The organism is Streptomyces sp. GL_148, assembly GCF_057834205.1.
In genome coordinates this window covers 6,997,851-7,016,641 of the sequence record NZ_CM174396.1, presented here as the reverse complement: position 1 = coordinate 7,016,641, position 18,791 = coordinate 6,997,851, and the positions used below count along the sequence as shown (strand labels likewise).

Sequence of the window (18,791 nt, the reverse complement as noted above, 5' to 3'; positions counted from 1 at the left end):
GAGTAGGTAAGGCAAACCTACATAGATAGCGGACGTGCCGGTCCGGGACAGCAACAGGGCGGTAGCAGGATGGTGGAGGAAGGCCAGGACGCAAGACGTCCGCACGGCGAGCTCGTCGCGGATGTACTGGCCATCCTCTGGGCAACCGACGAGCCCATGACGCCGCAGCAGATCAACGCCGCGCTCGATCGAGACCTGGCGAGGACGACAGTGACGACGATCCTGGGCCGCCTGCACGAGAAGGGCACGGTCCTGCGGACCCGCGAGGGCCGGGGCTTCGTCTACGCGGCGGCGGACGATGCCGCCGGCCTGGCAGCCGGCCGCATGCACCGGGAACTTGAACGGGGACCGCAAAACGACCTGGTCCTGAAGCGGTTCGTGTCCTCACTGTCCGGAGACGACGAGGAAGCGCTCAGGCGTCTGCTCCTGGAGGCGGAGGAAGGCGAATGACCCTCGTCTTCACCGTTCCCCGTCGGATCGTCGTGGCTACGGGCACGCTCCGTACCTCAGTCCGGCCCTCCTCGGTGGGCAACCGAAGCGCTGCTCCGGCCGACTGAACCACGCGACTGACGACATCGACGTAGACCAATCGCTCAGAGTCACGTATGGTGAGCCTAGGTTTACCTCACCTTGCCGGAACTGAAGGGCCTCCTTCACCCGAGCCGAGTGCCACAGGCCTCCTCGCACGGCAATTCGCCACTGACGACGCCTGTCTGCGCGTCCCGGGCCGGAGGGTTGCCCAAAGCCCGGCGATTGGATGCGACGTGTACGACAGGGGTAAAGGATCCTCGAGCCCCTCGGAGGAGATCGCGTACCTGCTGGCTGAAGCAGGCAGGGCGGTGGACGCGCTGATGGCCGAGCGGCCGGGTATGCGCGTCCTGAGCCCGCTCCATCAGACGGTCCTCAGGACGCTGGCCGATCTGGGGCCGCACGCCCGGCTCGATCTCGCCGATCAGCTGCAGCTGCCGCCGGCTGACGCCACGCGCGTGATCGACGACCTCCTCGCGCAGGGCCTGATGCAGGCCATGGTCGTCACCATAGGCGGTCGGCACGAGGTAGTGGCCCTGACTCCCGACGGAACCGCGGCACTGACGACGATGCAGGGCGATCTCGAGTCCCTGAACAACACACTGCTGACAGCCCTGACCAAGGGTGAGCGCGCCCAGTTGCGCTACCTGCTGCGGCGGGTGTGCGCGACGGCCACCCGCATCGGCGCGCTGCGGCCGGCCGGGCCCTAGGGTCTGTCGTCAAACTCCCGTCGTCGCCCGAAGGGCGGCCGCGCGGCGTCTGGTGCGTGCTCTCGGCGCGCCGGGCGAAAGTCCGCGTACTGGACGTACTCGGGCTTTCGCCCGGTGCGGCGAGAGCGCGTGCCAGGCGTCGCGAGGCAGACGGGAGTTTGACGACAGGCCCTAGAAGCGCACCTCGTACGACGCTTCGACCGTGGGGGCTGAACACGCGGCAACGTGGGCCTGGACTCATCCGTCGATTCACAGCCGGAGACCCGGCAGTGCCCGCGACCACAGTGAACGCGCCGCGGATGCCCTTGCCGACCATGCCGGACTTGCAGGCCGTGGCGTACGAGCCCGACTCGGCGACCTTGACGGTCATGGTGCGCGAGGTGCCGGGACCGGATTTCAGCCATGCCGAGACCTGCCCTGCGCTCGCTCCTCCTCGCCGCCCCGTCTCGCGCTCGCCCTGACCGCATGCGGCACCACCGACGCCGGAATGACCGGCCAGCCGCAGGCGAAGGAGACCGCCCCCGCCGGGGTCGCGCACCAGCACACCGCGCTGGAGGCGGAGATCGCCGCCAACGGCGGTGAGACCAAGGTCGGGGAGTACCGCGTCGGCTACATCGACGAGGCGGCCGAGCCGTGGTTCCAGGCAGAGCAGGGCGTGGCCGCATTGATCGTCGGCCTCGGCGCGGTCCTCGCCGTCGACTGGTTCGGCATCCTCTGGCTGCTGGCAAGCGCCGCCTGTCCGACATCACCAGCACCGCCTGCGCCCTCCAGATACCCATCTGGCCCGGCATGGCCGGCCTCGTCGTCACCGGCCTGTTCCTGCGCCTCATCGGCTTCCTCAACAGCCAGTCCTGACCGACAGCCCCACCCTTGGCGCGCAGGGTCACCGGGCGAGGACCGGCGTGGCGACGCTAGTATAAATGGACATGGTTTCCATTACCGATAAGTGATGGGCCCAGAGAGAGGCAGGAATCACCCATGTCCGCACACTGCCAACTGACCGGCGCCAAGCCCGGGTTCGGCAACAGCATCTCCCACTCGCACCGGCGCACGTCACGCCGCTTCGACCCGAACATCCAGAACAAGCGCTACTGGCTGCCCAGCGAGGGCCGCAATGTCCGCTTGACCCTGAGCACCAAGGGGATCAAGACGGTCGACGTCATCGGCATCGAGGCCGCCGTGGCCCGGATCCGGGCGCGGGGAGTGAAGGTCTGATGGCGAAGAAGAGCAAGATCGCACGGAACGAGAAGCGCAAGGACGTCGTCGAGCGGTACGCCGCGCGGCGGGCCGCATTGAAGGAGATCATCCGGCGCCCTTCCTCCAGCGAGGACGAGCGCAGGACCGCACTTGCGGAGCTGCGCCGGCAGCCGCGTGACGCCAGCGCCACCCGCGTGCGCAATCGCGACAGCGTCGACGGCCGCCCCCGCGGCTACTTGCGCAAGTTCGGACTCTCCCGCGTACGCGCCCGGCAGCAGGCACACGCCGGCTTCCTCCCCGGCGTGACCAAGTCCTCCTGGTAGCCCCACCCGGATGACGCTCCGCCGGCGACGTACCCCGCCATCAGATCCGGTGGGGTACGTCTGCCTGTGCGGACGCCGGTTCAGTTGCCGTTCAAGCTGCGGCCGCTGCGCAGTCGGCGCAGGTGCCGAAGACTTCCACGGTATGGGCGATGCCGACGAAGTCATGTGTGGCCGCGATCGCCGCAGCCCACTCCTCGACGGCCGGACCGTCGACCTCCACCGCCTTGCCGCACGAGCGGCAGACCAGGTGGTGATGGTGATCGCCGCTGGAACAGCGCGGGTAGGCGGCCTCGCCGTCGCCGGTACGGAGCACGTCGACTTCACCCGCGTCCGCCAGGTGCTGGAGGGTGCGGTAGACGGTCGTCAGACCCACGGAGTCGCCGCGGCGCTTGAGCGCATCATGCAGTTGCTGCGCACTCCGGAACCCGTCGACGTCGTCGAGCGCCGCCACTACGGCGGCCCGCTGCCGGGTCGACCGCTGCCGGACTGGCGCACCACTCGTCTCGCCAGGCACAGTCGCCACAGTCGCCACCGCTTCCTCCTCCTTGGGCACGCAGGCTCGTTGCGTCAGGCTACGGACCCTACGCCCCCCAACCCGCGGTGCGCCCCGCGGCCGGAAGCGCCGCGCCACCCCGGTGCGGCAAGGACGACCGCTTCATCCTCAGGTTGCCCGACCCTCCACTGTTATCCCGATGGCAGTCCCCAAACGGAAGATGTCCCGCAGCAACACCCGCCACCGCCGGGCCCAGTGGAAGGCCACGACCCCGCAGCTCGTCCCGATCACGGTCGACGGCTCCGTCTACCAGGTCCCGCAGCGCCTGGCGAAGGCCTACGAGCGCGGCCTTCTGCGCCCCGAAGGCTGAGCCGGATGACTGGTACGACACCTGCCGCGCTACCCGTCACCGTGCTGTCCGGCTTCCTCGGGGCCGGCAAGACCACGCTGCTCAACCACCTCCTCGGAAACCGCGAGGGCCTGCGGGTCGCAGTCATCGTCAACGACATGAGCGAGGTCAACATCGACGCCACACTCGTGCGCGGCGGAGAAGCGGCACTGTCGCGCACCGAAGAGCGGCTGGTCGAGATGACCAACGGGTGCATCTGCTGCACCCTGCGCGACGACCTGCTGGAGGAGGTCGACCGGCTGGCCCGCGAGGGGCGCTTCGACTACCTGCTCATCGAGTCCAGCGGGATTTCCGAGCCGATGCCGGTGGCGGCCACGTTCTCGTTCCCGCGCGACGACGGCGCCACCCTGGGCGACCTGGCCCGTCTCGACACGATGGTCACCGTCGTGGACGCGGCGAACTTCCTGCCGGAGCTCGCCGGCGGCGATGAGCTCACCGCCCGCGGGCTCGACCAGTACGAGGACGACGAGCGCACCGTCAGCGATCTCCTCATGGACCAGATCGAGTTCGCGGACGTCATCGTCCTCAACAAGCTCGACCTGGTCGGGCCGCCCGACGTCGCCCGGCTTCGCGCGACGCTCTCGCGACTCAACCCGGAGGCGAGGATCGTGCCCGCCGTCCGCGGGCAGGTGGCTCTCGAGCAGGTGCTGGGCACGGGCCTGTTCGATGTCGAGCGGGCCCAGCAGGCCCCGGGCTGGGTCAAGGAGCTGAACGGCGACCACGTCCCGGAGACCGAGGAGTACGGGATCTCCTCGCTCGTGTTCCGCTCGGACCTGCCGTTCCACCCCGGCCGGCTGTGGACCTTCGCCACCAAGGGGCTCGACAGCGGGACGTTCGGACAGATCCTGCGCTCCAAGGGCTTCTTCTGGCTGGCCAGCCGCCCCCGCGTGACCGGCCTGTGGTCTCAGGCCGGCGCCGTCGCCCGCTTCGAGCCCTCGGGCGCCCGCGGGCCGGACACCGCTCAGGGCCAGGAGCTCGTGTTCATCGGCACCGGCCTGCGCGCCGACGCACTGCGGGCCGCGCTCGAAGCCTGCCTGCTCTCCCCGGGCGAGGCCGTGCCCGCCGTGGACGACTTCCCGGACTGGGAGACGTACGGAATCGACGACGTCTGCGAGCACGAATCCGCCGCCCCTCAAGCGGTCTGAAACTCCGGGCCGAACGGTGGTCGCAGCCACGGCACCGTCCGGCCCGGCCTTCCACGGACACGGCGCTCTTCAACCCGCTATTGAAAATGATTTCCATTCCCGTATGCTGTTGCCATGGCACGCAACGAAGTACGCCCGATCATCAAGCTCCGCTCCACCGCCGGCACCGGCTACACGTACGTCACCCGCAAGAACCGGCGCAACGACCCGGACCGGATGGTGCTCCGCAAGTTCGACCCGGTCGTCCGCCGGCACGTCGACTTCCGCGAAGAACGCTGAGCAAGCCCCTCCTCCAGAGAGAGCGACCCCATGAAGCCTGGAATCCACCCCGCCTACGGACCCGTCGTCTTCCGCGACAAGGCCGCCGACTTCGCGTTCCTCACGCGCTCGACCGCCTCCAGTGACAAGACGGTCGAGTGGGAGGACGGCAACACCTACCCCGTCATCGACGTCGAGATCTCCTCGCAGAGCCACCCCTTCTACACCGGCACCGCACGGGTCCTGGACACCGCCGGCCGCGTCGAGCGCTTCGAGCGCCGCTACGGAGGGCCCAAGTGACCCTCCCCGTCGTGATCGTCGGCGGCATGCACGCCGACGCGCGCAAGGAGACCGTCGAGCACCTGCTGCGCGCCGTGCCGGGGAGCATCGCCGTGCACCACGACCTGTCCTCCGCGGCCGGCGGTACGGTGCTCCGTACGCTGCGCGATTCCGGAGGCGCGATCTCCGCGGACGAGACTCCGCTGGTCAACGACTGCGCCTGCTGCGCATTGCGCGAGGACCTCGTGCCCGAGCTGGAGCGACTGGCCGCCGGCGGGCTGACCCGCCTGGCCGTCGTGGAACTCTGGGATTCGGTCGAGCCCAGGGCCATGGCCGAAGTCGTGGCTGCCCACTCCGGTGACGTACTGGAACTCACCAACGTGATCACCGCCGTCGACCCCGCGCTCGTCCTGCCCTGCCTCGGCAACGGGGACGACCTCAGCGAGGCCGGACTCGCCGCGGCCGCCACCGACCAGCGGACCGTCGGGGACACCTGGGCCCGCCAGCTCGAATACGCGCCGGTCCTCGCCATCGCCGACAGCGAGGAAGCCGACGACGAGGACCGCGCCCTGCTCGCCCAACTGCACCCGACCGCCCGCCAGGTGCCCACCGGCTCCAGCGAACTCACCCGCCTGGCGTTCGCCGGCTTCGACGTGGAGAGCGCCGCAGCCGCCCAGCACCCCGCCTGCGCGCTCCTCCCCCAGGAAGCCGACGAAGCCGGAGTCGCCACGCTCGTCTGGCAGCGCCGCCGGCCCTTCCACCCCGAGCGGCTCTACGAGGCCTTGGAAGACCTGACCTGCGCCGCCGCCCGCAGCCGCGGCCGGTTCTGGCTCGCGGACCGGCCCGACACCCTCTTGGCGTGGGACGCGGCAGGTGGCGCGCTGTGCGTGGAGAGCGCCGGCCCCTGGCTGGCCTCGCTCCCCGACGCCGCCTGGGACCTGGTCCCCGCCATGCGTCAGGCCGCGGCCTCCCTCGACTGGGACCCCGAGCACGGCGACTGCTGCCAGCACCTCGTCTTCACCTCACCGGGCCTCGACCGCGACGGCATCGAACAGCTCCTGGACTCCTGTCTCCTGACCGAAGCCGAGTACACGGCCGGACGGGAAGGCTGGAAGCAACTCCCCGCCGCCTTCGGCCCGTTGCTCGACCCGGTCTCCTGACCGACCTCCCCCTTCACGCCCCACACCCCTGAGGAACACCGATGGCCCGCCGCCCTTCCCCGAGCAAGCCCCTGAAGTCCCGCCCCAACCCGCTGGACGCGGCAAAGATCACCTACATCGACTACAAGGACACCGACCTGCTCCGCAAGTTCATCTCCGACCGGGGCAAGATCCGCAGCCGCCGCGTCACCCGCGTCACCGCCCAGCAGCAGCGCCGGCTCGCCCTGGCCATCAAGAACGCCCGCGAGATGGCCCTGCTCCCGTACGCAGGCCGATAGCGGCCCCACGGCTCGGGCTCGTCATCGGCTCGCCCCGCCGGATCCCGGTGGGCTACGCGGCGCTCCTCCAGCGGGGCCCGCCGCAGGACGTCGTCACCCACCCGGGGCAGGTGCGGAGTGTGGTTGACCAGCCGGGCGGAGTTGCCCACCACCGCGATGCTGCTGGTGTTGTGCAGCAGGGCCGCGAGGACGGGTGGCGGGCGACTCCGAGGTCGCGCAGCTGCTGAACGACGGTTTCCGCGCCGGCCCGTACGGCGTCGGAAACGCCGAGCATGCCGATGAGGTCCTCGTCGTGGGCGAGGCAGATGACGGTCTCGCCGCCGGCGCGCAACCGGTCCGAGTGGGGGTCCTACGCCGGGTCGCCGATGATCGAGACGACGTCGACCCGGTCGGCGCCGATCCGCTCGACGATGTCCCCGTACACGTTGGTGGCGGCGACCACGGGGATGGCGACCTGCGGAGCCGCTCGCCATCCGTCGGCAGCGGGGTCGGCGATGGCGCCGGCGGGGGCGCACCAGACGAGGGCCAGCGCGACCGTGACCCCGACGAACACGCCCGCACCACGGACTGAGGAGACGCGCATGGCGTCCTCCCTGCCGGAGGGAAACCGAAACGGTCATCAGTTGCAGTACCTCCCCGCGCGGTCCAGCCCTCCAGTTGACGACCGGCGGCTTCCGCCCCTTCAGCGTCTCGGCGCGCCGTCCGGTAGCGCCGTCAGCGAGGCGGACGGCAACTCCTTGGTGATGGCGTGCTGCGGCAGCTCGATCAGCTGATGGGCCGGGCCGGCCTCGACGATGCGCCCTGCGTCCAGGACCGCGATCCGGTCGGCGAGGGCTCCGGCGGCCGCCAGGTCGTGGGTGATGAACACCAGGCTGAGTTCGCTGTGTTCCCTGAGCCGGGCCAGGGCGCCGAGGATGGTGGTCCGGGTGTCCTGGTCGAGGCCGGAGGTGATCTCGTCGCAGATCAGGACCCGTGGCCCGGCCAGCAGGGCCCGGGCCAGCGCCGCGCGCTGGAGTTCGCCGCCGGATAGCTCGCCGGGGCGGCGCCCGGCAAGGCTCTCGCTCAGGCCGAACTCACCGAGGGTGCGCAGGGCCGTACGCCGTGCGTCCTTCGGTACGGCACCGCGGAGCCGTACCGCGCTGCGGGCGACCTGGTCGAGGACCGGCCGGTGCTCGTCGAAGGCGGCCTTCGCGTCCTGGAACACGTACTGCACGGCGGCCAGTTCGGCGCGGCTACGGGACCGTAGGCTGCGCGGCAGTGGCGTGCCGTCGAGCAGGACCGTGCCCTCGTACCGGCGGTGCAGCCCGGCCAGGCAGCGTCCGAGGGTGGTCTTGCCGCTGCCGGAGCGGCCGACGAGCGCCAGGCACTCCCCCGCCGCGACCGATGCTTCGATGCCGGTCAGCACCTCGGCGGCCCCCTGTGCGGTGCGGTGCCGGGCGCTGAGGTTCCGCGTCTCCAGACGTACCGGACCACGCGGACGGGCCGTTCGCGCGGCGCGCGGCCGCTCCGGTACCAGATCCTCCAGGACCGACGACGCAGGTCCGCGGTCCACGACCCGCCCGTCCCGCATCACGACGACCTCGTCGGCCAGCCTCCGTACGACGTCCAGGTCATGGCTGAGCAGGATGACGGCGATGCCCTGTGCGGCCACGGCCGCCAGCTCCGCGACGATGCCCTGTTTGGTGAGGACGTCCTGCCCGGTGGTGGGTTCGTCGGCGACGATGACCCGGGCTCCCAGCAGCAACGCCTGCGCCAGGACGACCCGCTGCTGCTGTCCGCCGGACAGCTGGTGGGGAAAGCGGCGCAGCACGGCCTGCGGATCCGGGAGCTGAGCCAGGCGCAAGGCGTCTTCGACGCGGCGTCTGCGTTCGAGCCTGTCTCCCTGCTGTCGGGCGGCGATGTCCGCGAGGAGCGCGCCCACCCGGCGGGCAGGGTTGAGCACTGACGCCGGATGCTGGGGGATGTATCCGACCGGCCCCGCAGGTGTGTGGACCTCGCCGTCGACGATGGCACCGGCCGGGTACTCGCCCAGGAGGGCGAGCCCGGTGGTGGTCTTGCCGCTGCCGGACGGCCCGATGACGGCGGTGATCCTGCCCGTGTGGGCGGCGAGGCTCACACCGTCCACGATCGCCCGGCCGCCGATGGCGACTCGTAGGTCTCGTACCTCTGCGACCAGGGTCATCGCGTCGCTCCCTTCCGGGGGGTGCGCCGTTGGAGGGCGGCGTCGAACAGCAGGTTGGTGCCCATCGAGAGGGCCGCGATGAGCAGGGCGGGCACGACCACGGCCCAGGGCTGGAGGAAGAGCCCGGTGCGGTTGCGGTCGACCATGACCGCCCAGTCGGCGGCGTCCGGCTGGACGCCCACGCCGAGGAAGGCGGCGGTCGCGACCAGGTAGAGGGCTCCGGTGAGCCGGATCCCCGCGTCTGCGGCGAGGGTGCGGCGCATGGAGCGGGCCACGTACCCGATGGCCGTGCGCCACCAGGACTCGCCCTGCATGCGCAGCGCTTCCACGGCGGGCCGGGAGGAGATCTCGACGGCCGCCGCATGGACGACCCGGGCGGCGTCGGGTACGGCGGCCAGCCCGACCAGGACGGTCAGTCCGGCGGGTCCCGGGGTGAGGGTGGCCGCGACGAGCAGCACCAGCAGGAGGGAGGGGACCGCGATGACCACGTCCAGGGGCCGCATCAACGCCTCCTCCAGCCAGGTACGGCGGGTGAGGGCCGCGGCGAGGCCCAAGGGGATGGCGACGAGGTAGGCGAGGACAGTGGCCGCGATCGCCACGAGCACGACGGAGCGGCCGCCGAGGAGCACCTGGTGCCATACGTCGCGGCCGCTGAAGTCCGTGCCGAGCCAGTGCCCTTCGAGGGAGGCGAAGGAGACCGAGCGGGGGCCGGCCGGGCCCGCCACGAGGGGCCCGGCCAGCGCGAGGAGGACGGGAAGGACGATCAGCCCGAGTGCGAAGAGGGACCGTGCCGGTTTCAGCGTCATGCCGCCACCTCGGACCGGGGCGCGAAGCGGCGGGCGGCCAGGTCGGCGGCGAGGTTGACCGCGACGGTGACGATGCCGAAGACGACGGCCATGCCCTGGACTACGGGGAGGTCGCGGGCGGCGACGGCTTCGATGAGCACGGTGCCGAGGCCCGGGATCACGAAGAGTGCCTCCACGACGATCACTCCGCTGAGGAGCCAGTCGCAGGTACGGGCCAGTTGCTGGGTGGCGGGGGCGAGGGCGTTGGGCAGGGCGTGGGTCCAGGTGATCTGGGGGCCGCAGACTCCGTAGCGCCGGGCCTGGGCGACGTAAGGGGAGGCCATCGCGTCGATCATCCCGGCACGTACGAGGCGGCTGATGGTGCACACGGGCCGCGCCAGCAGGACGACGACGGGCAGGATCAGGACGGCGGGCTCGGTGAACGGGTCGGCGCCGACGGCGGTGGGCGGCAGCCAGGCCAGCCACAGCCCGAAGAGCGTGGCGAGGAGGACCCCGACGGCGAACTCCGGTACAGCGTGAACAGCCAGGGTCAGGGCGCTGACGGTCCGGTCCAGCGACCCGCCCTCACGACGGGCGGCCAGGACGCCGAGCCCGACCGAGAGGGGGACGAGCAGGGCGAGGGTGGCGCCGGCGAGGAGGAGGGTGGGGCCGAGTCCGTCGGCCAGGTAGTCGGTGACGGGCCGTCCGCTGACCAGGGAGGTGCCGAGGTCGCCGTGCAGGAGGCCGGCGACCCAGTCCGCGAAGCGTTCGGGGGCGGGCCGGTCCAGGCCCATCGTCTCGCGGATGAGGGCGATGCGGGCCGGATCGGGCTGGTCACCCGCGAGGGCGACCGCCGCGTCACCGGGCAGCGCCTCGGTGAGGGCGAAGATGAACAGGACGACGGCCGCCGTCTGCCCCAGACCGAGGAGCAGGCGGCGGCCGATCCATGACAGGTTCGGTGTCACGCGATCCAGATCTTGTCGAAGCGGGCCCAGTCGAGGGTGTTGGCGGGTGCCGTCTTGGACACCCCGTGCACCTTGGGTGCGGTGGCGATGGTCCAGTCGGCGAAGCCCCAGATCAGGAAGCCGCCCTCGTCGTGCAGCCGGCGCTGCATCCGCTCGTAGAGGGCGCCGCGCTGCGTGACGTCGCGCGTGGACTGGGCCTGCTGGTACAGGTCGTCGAAGTCCTTGTGCTGCCACTTGGTGGCGTTGGTGGTGGAGCCGGTCAGCAGCCGCTGCGAGATGTGGGACTCGATGGGCATGGCGCCCGAGCGGTAGGAGGCGAGGGTGCCGTTGTTCAGGATGTCCTTCCAGTACGTGTCCTTGTTGCCGACCTTGACCTCGACGGTGACTCCGGCCTTCGCCGCCTGCTCCTTGAAGATGCCGGCGGCCTCGACGAAGCCGGTGGCGGCGGGCGCGGTGTCGAGGGTGACCTTGAGCCCCTCGGCGCCGGCCTCCTTGAGCAGGGCGCGGGCCTTGTCGAGGTCCTGGGTGCGCTGCGGGAGGCCGGCGGGGTAGTACTGGTAGCCCTTGCCGAAGAGGTCGTTGCCGATCTCTCCGGCGCCGGAGAGGGCTCCGTCGAGGAGTTCCTTGCGGTCGGCGATGAGGAAGAACGCCTGACGCACCCGGGGATCGTTGAACGGCGGGCGGTCGGTCTTCATGACGAAGCCCTGCATCGCGCTGCCCGGCAGCCGGACGACGTCGATCTTGCCCTTGCCCTCGTGGGTGCGGGCGGTGGCCGGGTTCAGCTCGTGGGCGTACTCGACCTGACCGCCGAGCAGGGCACTGACGCGTGCCGACTCCTCGCCGGCGACGACGAATTCGAGCTCGTCCAGGTGCGGGGCGCCTTCCCAGTAGGCGTCGTTGCGCTTGACGACGAGGGAACTGCCCGGCTTGAAGGAGACGAAGCTGAACGGGCCGGAGCCGATGGGCTTGGCGAAGGCGGTGGCGGTGGCGCCCTTGGGGACGATGTACGCGCCGAACGCTGCGAGGACGCCCGGGAATTCGGCGTACGGGCGCTTGAGCTTGAACTCGACGGTGGAGGCGTCCACCGCCCGGCTCGCCTCGAGGTCGATCGGCTCCAGGGATGCCTTGGCCCGGAACGTGGCCTTGGGGTCCGCGATGCGGCGGTAGCTGTAGAGGACGTCCTCGGCGGTGACGGGCTTGCCGTCGTGGAAGGCGGCCTTGCGCAGGGTGATCTTCCAGGTGTCGAGAGCGTCGTTGGGCTCCCAGCGCTCGGCAAGCCTGGGGACGGCGGCGAGGTCGGCGCCGAAGTCGGCGAGCTTGTCGAAGAGGGCCTTGGCGCGGGCGGCGTCGACGAACAGGTTGGCGGCGTGCGGGTCCAGGGTCTCGTTGGCGCCTCCGCCGGCGAAGGCGGCACGCAAGCGGCCGCCCTGCTTGGGGGCTCCCTCTGCGGCGTTCTTGGCGTCCGGGGTGGTGGAGCCGGTGCCGCAGGCGGCGGTGAAGGCGAGGGCGGTGGCGCCGGTGGCGATGAGGAAGCCTCTGCGGGCGAGGCTGGAGCGGGCGTCGTTCATGGGGTGGTGTCTCCGTTGCTGGGGTGGTTCGTGAGCCGGGCGACGAGGTGGAGGCGGTCGGAACTCGTGGTCCCGTGCGGGGCCTCGCCTTCGCTCCACGGCGGTTCGGTGCGGGGACCGGGTCCGTCGTGCAGCGCGAGGACCTCGAATCCGGCGGTGGTGAGGAAGTACCGGAGTTCCTGCGGGAAGAGGAGCCTCCAGGCGGAGCGCTGCTCCTCATGCGGGGAGCCGTCGTCGGCGGTCCAGATTCTCCGGCGGCGCAGGAGTTGCGCGCCGTGATCGATCCGCAGGGTGGTGTAGGAGGTGTAGGTGGTGCCGCGCCAGGCGAAGGAGGCGGTGCGCGGGCCGTCGAGGAGTTCGGTGTCGCCGAGGAAGAAGGCCCCGTTGCGCATCTCCGCGACGAGGAGTCCGCCCGGGGTGAGGTGGGCGCGGCAGCGGGCGAGGAAGGCGGCGAGGTCTTCGTTGGTGTGGCAGTAGAGGAGGGCGCTGTCCAGGCAGACGACCGCGTCGAAGGCCGCACCGAGGTCGAAGTCGCGCATGTCGGCCAGGTGGTACGCGGGGCCGGGATGGTGCGTTCCCGCGTGGGCCAGCATGGCCTCGGAGGTGTCGATGCCGGCGACCTCGCACCCGGCCCGGTGGTGCAGCCAGGCGGCGTCGCGGCCGGTGCCGCAGCCGACGTCGAGGACGCGGGGACCGGCGCCGTGGCGGGCCAGTACGTCCGCGGCCCAGCGGGCGGCGAGCCGTTCGGGGTCGGGGAAGCGCTCCTCGTAGAGCTCGGGGTGGTCGGTGAGCAGGTTGCTGCTCGTCGTCGCTGTCATCGCGTCTCGCTTCGGGGCCGGTCGGGGAGAGCGGGGGCCGTCGGATCGTGTGCCAGCCCTACCGGCAGCACGCCTCGGCGCTGGAGGTGTGCGACGCCCGCTGCGGATGCCAGGCCCAGGGCGAGGCAGCAGCCGTAGGGCAGCCAGGTCAGGCCGGTGTGGCCCGCGGTGTCCATGGACCAGCCGATGGCCGCGCTGCCGGCGGCGGCCGCGACCCCGGAGACCGCGTAGAAGAGGCCGTAGAACGTGCCGGTCAGGCTGTCGCGGCCGAAGGCCGGTATCAGCTCCATCACGAACGGCGAGGCGATCATCACGCCGAGGTGCAGCAGCAGGGCACCGGCGAGCACCGGCAGGAGTCGCAGGGGGTGCGCGGTGGCGGCGCCCGCGACGAGCATCGGGGGCAGGAATCCGAAGCCCATGACGCCCAGGCCGGTGGCGATCCAACGGCCCCTGCTCCCCCGGGCCTTCAGGGCGCGGGTGATGCGCAGCTGGAACAGCAGGTTGGCGACGGTCCCGGCAAGGAACAGCAGGCCGACCGAGCCGCCCCAGCCGGAGGCGTCGGTCGCCGCACGGGGCAGCAGCAGGTACAGCTGGTTCTCCAGGCCGTACATCCCGACCATGGCGAGGGAGAACAGCAGGAACCGGCGGTTGCCCGCCACCTCTCGCCAGTCGGCGAGGACACCCGAGTCGGGGGCCGGTACCTCACGGGCCGGCAGCACCAGGAACTGCGCGAGCGTGAGTACGGCGAATACGCCGGCCGCGGTGACGGCGGCGGCCCGGAAGTCCACGAGCAGCAGCAGGGTCCCCAGCAGCGGGCCGAGCAGCGCCCCGGTCGTGGCGAACACGTTGAACAGCGCGAAGGCCTCCGCCTTGCGCTCGCCGGCCTCCTGGGCGACGTACGTCCGCACGGCGGGGTTGAAGAGGGCCCCCGCGAGCCCGCTGAGTATGGAAGCGGCGATCAGCAGCGGCAGGCTGTCGCCGAGGGCGAACGCGCCGAATCCCACCGTGCGCAGGGCGCAGCCCGCGATGATCACTCCGCGGGCGCCGAGCCGGTCGGCGGCCGAGCCGCCGATCAGGAACAGGCCCTGCTGGCTGAGGTTGCGCAGGCCGAGGACGATGCCGACGACGGCGGCCGACAGTCCCAGGTCGTCGGTGAGGTGGGTGGCGAGGTACGGGATGAGCAGGTAGAAGCCGGTGTTGACGCCGAGCTGGTTGACCAGGAGGAGGCGTACGGCGAGCGGAAAGCCTCCCACCGAGCTGAGGATCTTCACCGGAGGGCCGCCATGTGCGTACGTCTGACGCCGAGTCCGGCCCGGTCGGCAGCACGTACGGTGCCGTCCGTGCCGCCGATGCCGGTCCACGGGTCGTCGGCGAGCAGCAGGTGCCCGTCGAGGTCCACCCAGCGGGCCCGGTCGGCGAGGTGCACGGCCGGGGCGATGCCCAGCGAGCTGGCGGTGAGGCAGCCGAGCATGAGGTCGGTGCCGCTGCCGCGCAGGGCTTCGTGGATGCGCAGGGCGGCCCGTACGCCGCCGCATTTCGCGAGCTTGACGTTGACGCCGTGGACGAGTCCGGCGAGAGCCACGGCGTCCTCGTAGGAGACGGCGTCCTCGTCGGCGATGACGGGGATCGGTGATTCCTTGGCCACGCGGGCGAGGGCGTCGGGGCTGCCCGGTGCGATGGGCTGTTCCACGGCCGAGACCCCGAGGGCGGCGAAACGCGGGAGCAGGTCGAGGGCCTGGCGTTCGGTCCACGCCCCGTTGGGGTCGAGCAGCAGGCTCGCCTCGGGGGCACCGACGCGTACGGCCTCCACGCGCGCGAGGTCCTCGGCCGGATCGGGGGATCCCGCTTTGACCTTGAGGGCGGTGAAGCCGCTCACGGCGAGCCGGGCCGCCTGTGCGGCGGCCGGTACGGGGGCGGTGATGCCGATCGTACGAGTGGTCTGCGCGGCCGGTGCGGTGGGCGTACCCAGCAGCTGGTGGGCGGGCCGGCCGGACCGCTTGCCGACCAGGTCGAGCAGGGCCGCCTCCAGCCCGGCCAGCACACCGGCCGGCAGCTGCGGCAGGCCGGGCAGCGATCCGGCGAGGTGTTCCTCCCACGCGGTCTCGGGGTCGGGCAGGCGCTCGGCCGCGGGGCGCGCCGTGGTGAGGTGCCGGACGATGCGGGAGGTGGGCAGGCCGAGGTACTCGCTGCTGACGACCTCGCCCCAGCCGGTCATGCCGCCGTGCTCGATCGCGACCCAGACCGCGTCGCGGCGGGCCATCACCGAGCGGGAGATGCGCAGCGGCTCGGCCAGTTCCAGCTCGGTGGTCTGCCAGGTGAGTCTCATGCGGCATCTCCCCGCGTCGGTACGGGCAGGTGGTGCGGCCGGGTGGCCGCGCGCGGGTCGAGGACGGTGCGGCAGCGGGTCCAGCCGATGGCCTCGGTCGCGTGCGGGTGTGCGATCTCCAGGGGGCGCAGGGCGAGTTCGGCCCGGTCGAGGCCGTTGGCGTGGCAGAAGTCGTCGTCGTAGACGGTGCCGAGGTAGCGGTGCGGACCGTCGGGGAAGACCGTCGCGACGACCGCGCCCGCTTCCACCCGGGCGGCCCAGGCGGAGACGAGGGCGACTGCGCCGGTGCTCCAGCCGCCGCTGACGAAGCTGGTACGGGCGAGCCTGCGGCAGGCGTCGACGGCTTCGGCGGGGCCCACCCAGTGGACCTCGTCGAAGGCGTGGTGGGCGACGTTGCGCGGGTGGATGCTGCTGCCGAGCCCGCGCATCAGGCGGGGGCGGGCGGGCTGGCCGAAGATCGCGGAGCCGATGGAGTCGACGCCGATCACCTTCAGGCGCGGCCAGCGGCGGCGCAGCGGGCCGATGAGCCCGGCGCTGTGGCCGCCGGTGCCGACGCTGCACACCAGGACGTCCAAGTGGTCCAGCTGTCCGCAGAGTTCGGCGGCCATGGAGAGGTATCCGGCCGCGTTGTCGGGGTTGTTGTACTGGTCGGGCCAGTAGGCGTCCGGGATCCGTTCCAAGACCTCGCGGAGCCGGGCGATCCGGGCCGCCTGCCAGCCACCCTCGGTGGCGGGCCGGTCCACGAGCTCCAGCTGTGCGCCGTACGCACGGAGCAACTGCCGCATGGACGGTTCGAGTTCGCGGTCACCGATGAGGACGACCGGGTGGCCGAGGGCCTGTCCGGCGAAGGCGAGCCCGACCCCGAGGGTTCCGGAGGTGGATTCGACCACGGTGGCACCCGGGCGCAATTCGCCGCGCTGCCGGGCACCGCGCAGCATGGACACGGCGGACCGCGCCTTCATTCCGCCGGCGCCGAGGCATTCGAGTTTGGCCCAGAAGCCCGGGTGGGCGTAGGGCAGTTCCGTACGGATCCGCGCGAGCGGGGTGCGGCCGAACAGGGTCAGCAGCTCCGGGTTCGTGCTGTGGGCCGGCAGGCGGTCCAGCGGGGGTGCGACGGTCACCGGGTGCCTCCGTAGCGGTGGATGACTCCGGGGCCGCCGTCGAGCCAGAAGAAGGGGTAGGGCTCCGCGGACACGGCGCTGACCCCGGCGCCCAGGAAGCGCGGGAGGATCGCGCTGCCGGTCTGGGCGAACATGACCAGGGGCTTGCCGGTGGTGGCGGCGTGGTCGAGCAGGGGCTGGAAGGTGCCGTTCCCGAGGGTCATGCCGGAGGCGAGGACGGCGTCGCAGTGCTCCAACTCCGCGAAGGCGTCGGTCCGTACCGGCTCACCCCACTCGGTGGTGCCGCCCTTGAGGTCGCAGGGCACGTATCCCAGGCCGCGCGCACGCAGCTGTTCCAGCAGGGAGTTGACCACGCCGATGACGAGGATCCGGCGGGCCCCGGTCTCGGGCAGCAGATCCACCACGGCGCGGGCGCGGGCTCTGGACCGGTGCAGGGAACTGCCCGCCGGCAGGGCGTACGGGCGGGCGCCGTGGTCGGGGGTGTGGGGGCGTACGTGGCTCAGGTACGCGTCGAGCGCGGCGACCCGCACGGGAAGCATCGGGTGGTCGAGGAGCTCGGCCACCGAGGCGCCGACACAGTCGTCGAGTGCCGCGGCGGGCAGGGCGCCCGGCTCCACGGCGCAGGATCCGACGGCCGCGTCGAGGCGCAGGCTCAGGACCTCGTTGCGGTAGCCGCTGCTGCGGCCGGCGTGGCGTACCGCCTGGGCGGTGGTGAAGGCGAGCGCGATGCGGTCCTGGGCGGCATCGGAGCCGTACGCCCCCGCGCGGACCGCCTCGACGAGCTGGTCGACGGTGCGTACGGCGGGCTCGGACAGGGTGGGTGTGGTCATGCGGGCACCGCCGAAGGCGGCTCGGAGCACTGCTCGTCAAACGTGGGACGCAGGTGAGCCAGGAGCCGTTCGGCGGTTTCCCGCGCCCCACCGCCCTGGGCGTCGGCGGTCATGATGTGGCCGAGGTACTCGTTGTTGCTGGTCGCGGCCCGTACGGCGCGGCCGGGCTCGGCGAGGGTGAGCTCCAGCACCCCGGGCTGCGCGCAGACGTCGTCGGCGCCCTCGATACCGGCGAGGGTGCCGGTGGTGCCGGGGAGCAGGAAGGCGATGGCGGCGCTGTGCACGCCGGTCGCGCGCGGTGTGAGATCGGGCGTGCGGCCGAGGGCGACGTCGACGCAGGCGGCGGCCAGGTCGATGCCCGTGACGTGGCGGACCAGCTCGGTGATCCGGTTACCGGCGGGGCGCGGGTTGACCTCGACCACCTTGGGACCCTCGGGCGTCAGTTTGATCTCGGTGTGGCACACGATGTGGTCCAGGCCCAGGGCCTGGATCGCGGCGACAGCCGTGTCGACCGCTTCCCGCTCCGCCTGCGGTGCGATGCCCGCCGGGAACATGTGACCGGTCTCGATGAAGGCGGGCGCCCCGCCGATGCTCTTGTCCGTGACACCGACCACGCCCGTGACGCCGCCGGAGGAGACGGTCTCGACACTGACCTCGGGGCCGGCGAGGAGCTCCTCCAGGAGGACGACGGGCATCCGGTCCTGGCCGCGCGCGTTGACCGGGAACTCCTCCAGCGCCCGGCAGGCCGCCTCCAGTTCCCTCTCGTCACGGACCTCCCGTACGAGCATTCCGGCGCACAGGTCCACGGGCTTGACCACCAGCGGATAGCCGATCTCCCTCGCGGCGGCCGCGGCCCGCGCCGTGTCCGCGCACAGCGCGAAACGGGGGCCCGGCACGCCGGCCTCCGCCAGCATCCGGCGGGTCAGGTCCTTGCGACAGGCGGCCTCGACGGCTTCGACCGCCGGGCCGGGCAGGTCCAGCCGGTCCGCGATCCGGGCTACGGCCGGCAGGTAGTAGTCGCAGGAGGAGACGACCCCGTCGAAGGCGAGCACCGCGTGCAGCCGTTCCAGGTGGGGCAGCAGCTGATCCATGTCGTTGGTGTCCGCGGTGATGATGTTGCGCGCGGCCAGCAGCGGGTGCGGGCCGTCGGGCCCGGCGCCGCGCAGGTAGTGGTGCAGGTCCCGGGTGACGAAGGTGAACTCGTGCCCGCCTTCTCCGATCGCCCTGGGCAACAGCCTGCTCATCGACCCCACCCAGCTCTCGACAACCAGCAGATGTGCCAAGGGACTTCCTCTCAAGACGCCGTCACGACCGGTGGGCATACCTGCGAAGCGGAACGCCTGACGGGAGGCGTCCGCATCGAACGAGGAGGAAGTTACCTGAAATCGTTTTCATTTCCAATAGGACGGATTTCCG

23 protein-coding genes are annotated in these 18,791 nt (G+C 71.7%); 11 read left to right on the top strand and 12 right to left on the bottom strand.

Features of this window, described 5'->3' with window-relative positions:
• The first annotated feature begins 69 nt into the window (after positions 1 to 69).
• From AC3IYI_RS31805 to rpsN, 5 genes are all read left to right on the top strand, one after another.
• Complete coding sequence (locus AC3IYI_RS31805) at positions 70 to 450, top strand: BlaI/MecI/CopY family transcriptional regulator (protein WP_489406913.1); 381 nt, start codon at positions 70 to 72, stop codon at positions 448 to 450.
• Between the two features lie 389 nt (positions 451 to 839).
• The gene (locus tag AC3IYI_RS31800; RefSeq protein WP_489406912.1) at positions 840 to 1,238 is read left to right on the top strand and encodes a MarR family winged helix-turn-helix transcriptional regulator; all 399 of its coding nucleotides are present in this window, start codon (positions 840 to 842) and stop codon (positions 1,236 to 1,238) included.
• 487 nt (positions 1,239 to 1,725) lie between these two features.
• The gene (locus AC3IYI_RS31795) at positions 1,726 to 2,184 is read left to right on the top strand and encodes a hypothetical protein (RefSeq protein ID WP_489406911.1); all 459 of its coding nucleotides are present in this window, start codon (positions 1,726 to 1,728) and stop codon (positions 2,182 to 2,184) included.
• A 32-nt stretch (positions 2,185 to 2,216) separates the two neighbouring features.
• Positions 2,217 to 2,453: a 50S ribosomal protein L28 gene (gene rpmB / locus AC3IYI_RS31790; protein WP_243338869.1), complete on the top strand. Its 237-nt coding sequence runs from the start codon at positions 2,217 to 2,219 to the stop codon at positions 2,451 to 2,453.
• The gene (rpsN, locus tag AC3IYI_RS31785; protein ID WP_489406910.1) at positions 2,453 to 2,758 is read left to right on the top strand and encodes a 30S ribosomal protein S14; all 306 of its coding nucleotides are present in this window, start codon (positions 2,453 to 2,455) and stop codon (positions 2,756 to 2,758) included. Before rpmB ends, rpsN begins: the two co-directional genes overlap by 1 nt.
• A gap of 91 nt (positions 2,759 to 2,849) precedes the next feature.
• Here the strand turns inward: rpsN and AC3IYI_RS31780 are convergent, their stop codons facing one another.
• Positions 2,850 to 3,281, bottom strand: a complete 432-nt coding sequence (locus AC3IYI_RS31780; RefSeq protein WP_489411746.1) for a Fur family transcriptional regulator — start codon at positions 3,279 to 3,281, stop codon at positions 2,850 to 2,852.
• Between the two features lie 169 nt (positions 3,282 to 3,450).
• Between AC3IYI_RS31780 and rpmF the strand changes: the two genes are divergently transcribed.
• The 6 genes from rpmF (at position 3,451) to rpsR (ending at position 6,780) form a co-directional block, all read left to right on the top strand.
• The gene (gene rpmF / locus AC3IYI_RS31775) at positions 3,451 to 3,621 is read left to right on the top strand and encodes a 50S ribosomal protein L32 (RefSeq protein ID WP_243338867.1); all 171 of its coding nucleotides are present in this window, start codon (positions 3,451 to 3,453) and stop codon (positions 3,619 to 3,621) included.
• A 5-nt stretch (positions 3,622 to 3,626) separates the two neighbouring features.
• On the top strand, positions 3,627 to 4,805 hold the full coding sequence (locus AC3IYI_RS31770) for a GTP-binding protein (RefSeq protein ID WP_489406909.1): 1,179 nt from the start codon (positions 3,627 to 3,629) through the stop codon (positions 4,803 to 4,805).
• 114 nt (positions 4,806 to 4,919) lie between these two features.
• A complete protein-coding gene (gene rpmG / locus AC3IYI_RS31765) occupies positions 4,920 to 5,084 on the top strand; it encodes a 50S ribosomal protein L33 (RefSeq protein WP_007267663.1) in 165 nt (54 codons plus the stop codon).
• Positions 5,085 to 5,114: 30 nt separating this feature from the next.
• Positions 5,115 to 5,363 carry a type B 50S ribosomal protein L31 gene (locus AC3IYI_RS31760; RefSeq protein ID WP_031149134.1) on the top strand — a complete coding sequence of 83 codons (249 nt, stop codon included), beginning with the start codon at positions 5,115 to 5,117 and terminating at the stop codon, positions 5,361 to 5,363.
• 26 nt (positions 5,364 to 5,389) lie between these two features.
• On the top strand, positions 5,390 to 6,502 hold the full coding sequence (locus tag AC3IYI_RS31755) for a CobW family GTP-binding protein (protein ID WP_489411745.1): 1,113 nt from the start codon (positions 5,390 to 5,392) through the stop codon (positions 6,500 to 6,502).
• Between the two features lie 41 nt (positions 6,503 to 6,543).
• Entirely contained in the window at positions 6,544 to 6,780 is a 237-nt protein-coding gene (gene rpsR / locus AC3IYI_RS31750; RefSeq protein WP_385367957.1) for a 30S ribosomal protein S18, read from the top strand.
• Between the two features lie 349 nt (positions 6,781 to 7,129).
• Here the strand turns inward: rpsR and AC3IYI_RS31745 are convergent, their stop codons facing one another.
• The 11 genes from AC3IYI_RS31745 to AC3IYI_RS31695 all read right to left on the bottom strand — a co-directional run bounded on the left by AC3IYI_RS31745 (position 7,130) and on the right by AC3IYI_RS31695 (position 18,658).
• Positions 7,130 to 7,363 carry a hypothetical protein gene (locus AC3IYI_RS31745; protein ID WP_489406908.1) on the bottom strand — a complete coding sequence of 78 codons (234 nt, stop codon included), beginning with the start codon at positions 7,361 to 7,363 and terminating at the stop codon, positions 7,130 to 7,132.
• A 99-nt stretch (positions 7,364 to 7,462) separates the two neighbouring features.
• Positions 7,463 to 8,962 carry an ABC transporter ATP-binding protein gene (locus tag AC3IYI_RS31740; RefSeq protein WP_489406907.1) on the bottom strand — a complete coding sequence of 500 codons (1,500 nt, stop codon included), beginning with the start codon at positions 8,960 to 8,962 and terminating at the stop codon, positions 7,463 to 7,465.
• On the bottom strand, positions 8,959 to 9,768 hold the full coding sequence (locus AC3IYI_RS31735) for an ABC transporter permease (RefSeq protein ID WP_489406906.1): 810 nt from the start codon (positions 9,766 to 9,768) through the stop codon (positions 8,959 to 8,961). The genes AC3IYI_RS31740 and AC3IYI_RS31735 overlap by 4 nt, the downstream gene beginning before the upstream one ends.
• Positions 9,765 to 10,712: an ABC transporter permease gene (locus tag AC3IYI_RS31730; protein WP_489406905.1), complete on the bottom strand. Its 948-nt coding sequence runs from the start codon at positions 10,710 to 10,712 to the stop codon at positions 9,765 to 9,767. The genes AC3IYI_RS31735 and AC3IYI_RS31730 overlap by 4 nt, the downstream gene beginning before the upstream one ends.
• Entirely contained in the window at positions 10,709 to 12,280 is a 1,572-nt protein-coding gene (locus tag AC3IYI_RS31725; protein WP_489406904.1) for an ABC transporter substrate-binding protein, read from the bottom strand. Before AC3IYI_RS31725 ends, AC3IYI_RS31730 begins: the two co-directional genes overlap by 4 nt.
• The gene (locus AC3IYI_RS31720; RefSeq protein ID WP_489406903.1) at positions 12,277 to 13,098 is read right to left on the bottom strand and encodes a class I SAM-dependent methyltransferase; all 822 of its coding nucleotides are present in this window, start codon (positions 13,096 to 13,098) and stop codon (positions 12,277 to 12,279) included. Before AC3IYI_RS31720 ends, AC3IYI_RS31725 begins: the two co-directional genes overlap by 4 nt.
• Positions 13,095 to 14,369 (bottom strand): MFS transporter, encoded by a 1,275-nt coding sequence (locus AC3IYI_RS31715; RefSeq protein ID WP_489406902.1) that lies wholly within the window; start codon positions 14,367 to 14,369, stop codon positions 13,095 to 13,097. The genes AC3IYI_RS31720 and AC3IYI_RS31715 overlap by 4 nt, the downstream gene beginning before the upstream one ends.
• Positions 14,366 to 15,424 (bottom strand): dipeptide epimerase, encoded by a 1,059-nt coding sequence (locus AC3IYI_RS31710; RefSeq protein ID WP_489406901.1) that lies wholly within the window; start codon positions 15,422 to 15,424, stop codon positions 14,366 to 14,368. The genes AC3IYI_RS31715 and AC3IYI_RS31710 overlap by 4 nt, the downstream gene beginning before the upstream one ends.
• Positions 15,421 to 16,545: a PLP-dependent cysteine synthase family protein gene (locus AC3IYI_RS31705; protein ID WP_489406900.1), complete on the bottom strand. Its 1,125-nt coding sequence runs from the start codon at positions 16,543 to 16,545 to the stop codon at positions 15,421 to 15,423. Before AC3IYI_RS31705 ends, AC3IYI_RS31710 begins: the two co-directional genes overlap by 4 nt.
• Positions 16,542 to 17,375, bottom strand: a complete 834-nt coding sequence (locus tag AC3IYI_RS31700) for a Rossmann-like domain-containing protein (RefSeq protein WP_489406899.1) — start codon at positions 17,373 to 17,375, stop codon at positions 16,542 to 16,544. The genes AC3IYI_RS31705 and AC3IYI_RS31700 overlap by 4 nt, the downstream gene beginning before the upstream one ends.
• On the bottom strand, positions 17,372 to 18,658 hold the full coding sequence (locus AC3IYI_RS31695; protein ID WP_489406898.1) for an ATP-grasp domain-containing protein: 1,287 nt from the start codon (positions 18,656 to 18,658) through the stop codon (positions 17,372 to 17,374). Before AC3IYI_RS31695 ends, AC3IYI_RS31700 begins: the two co-directional genes overlap by 4 nt.
• Positions 18,659 to 18,791 lie beyond the last annotated feature (133 nt).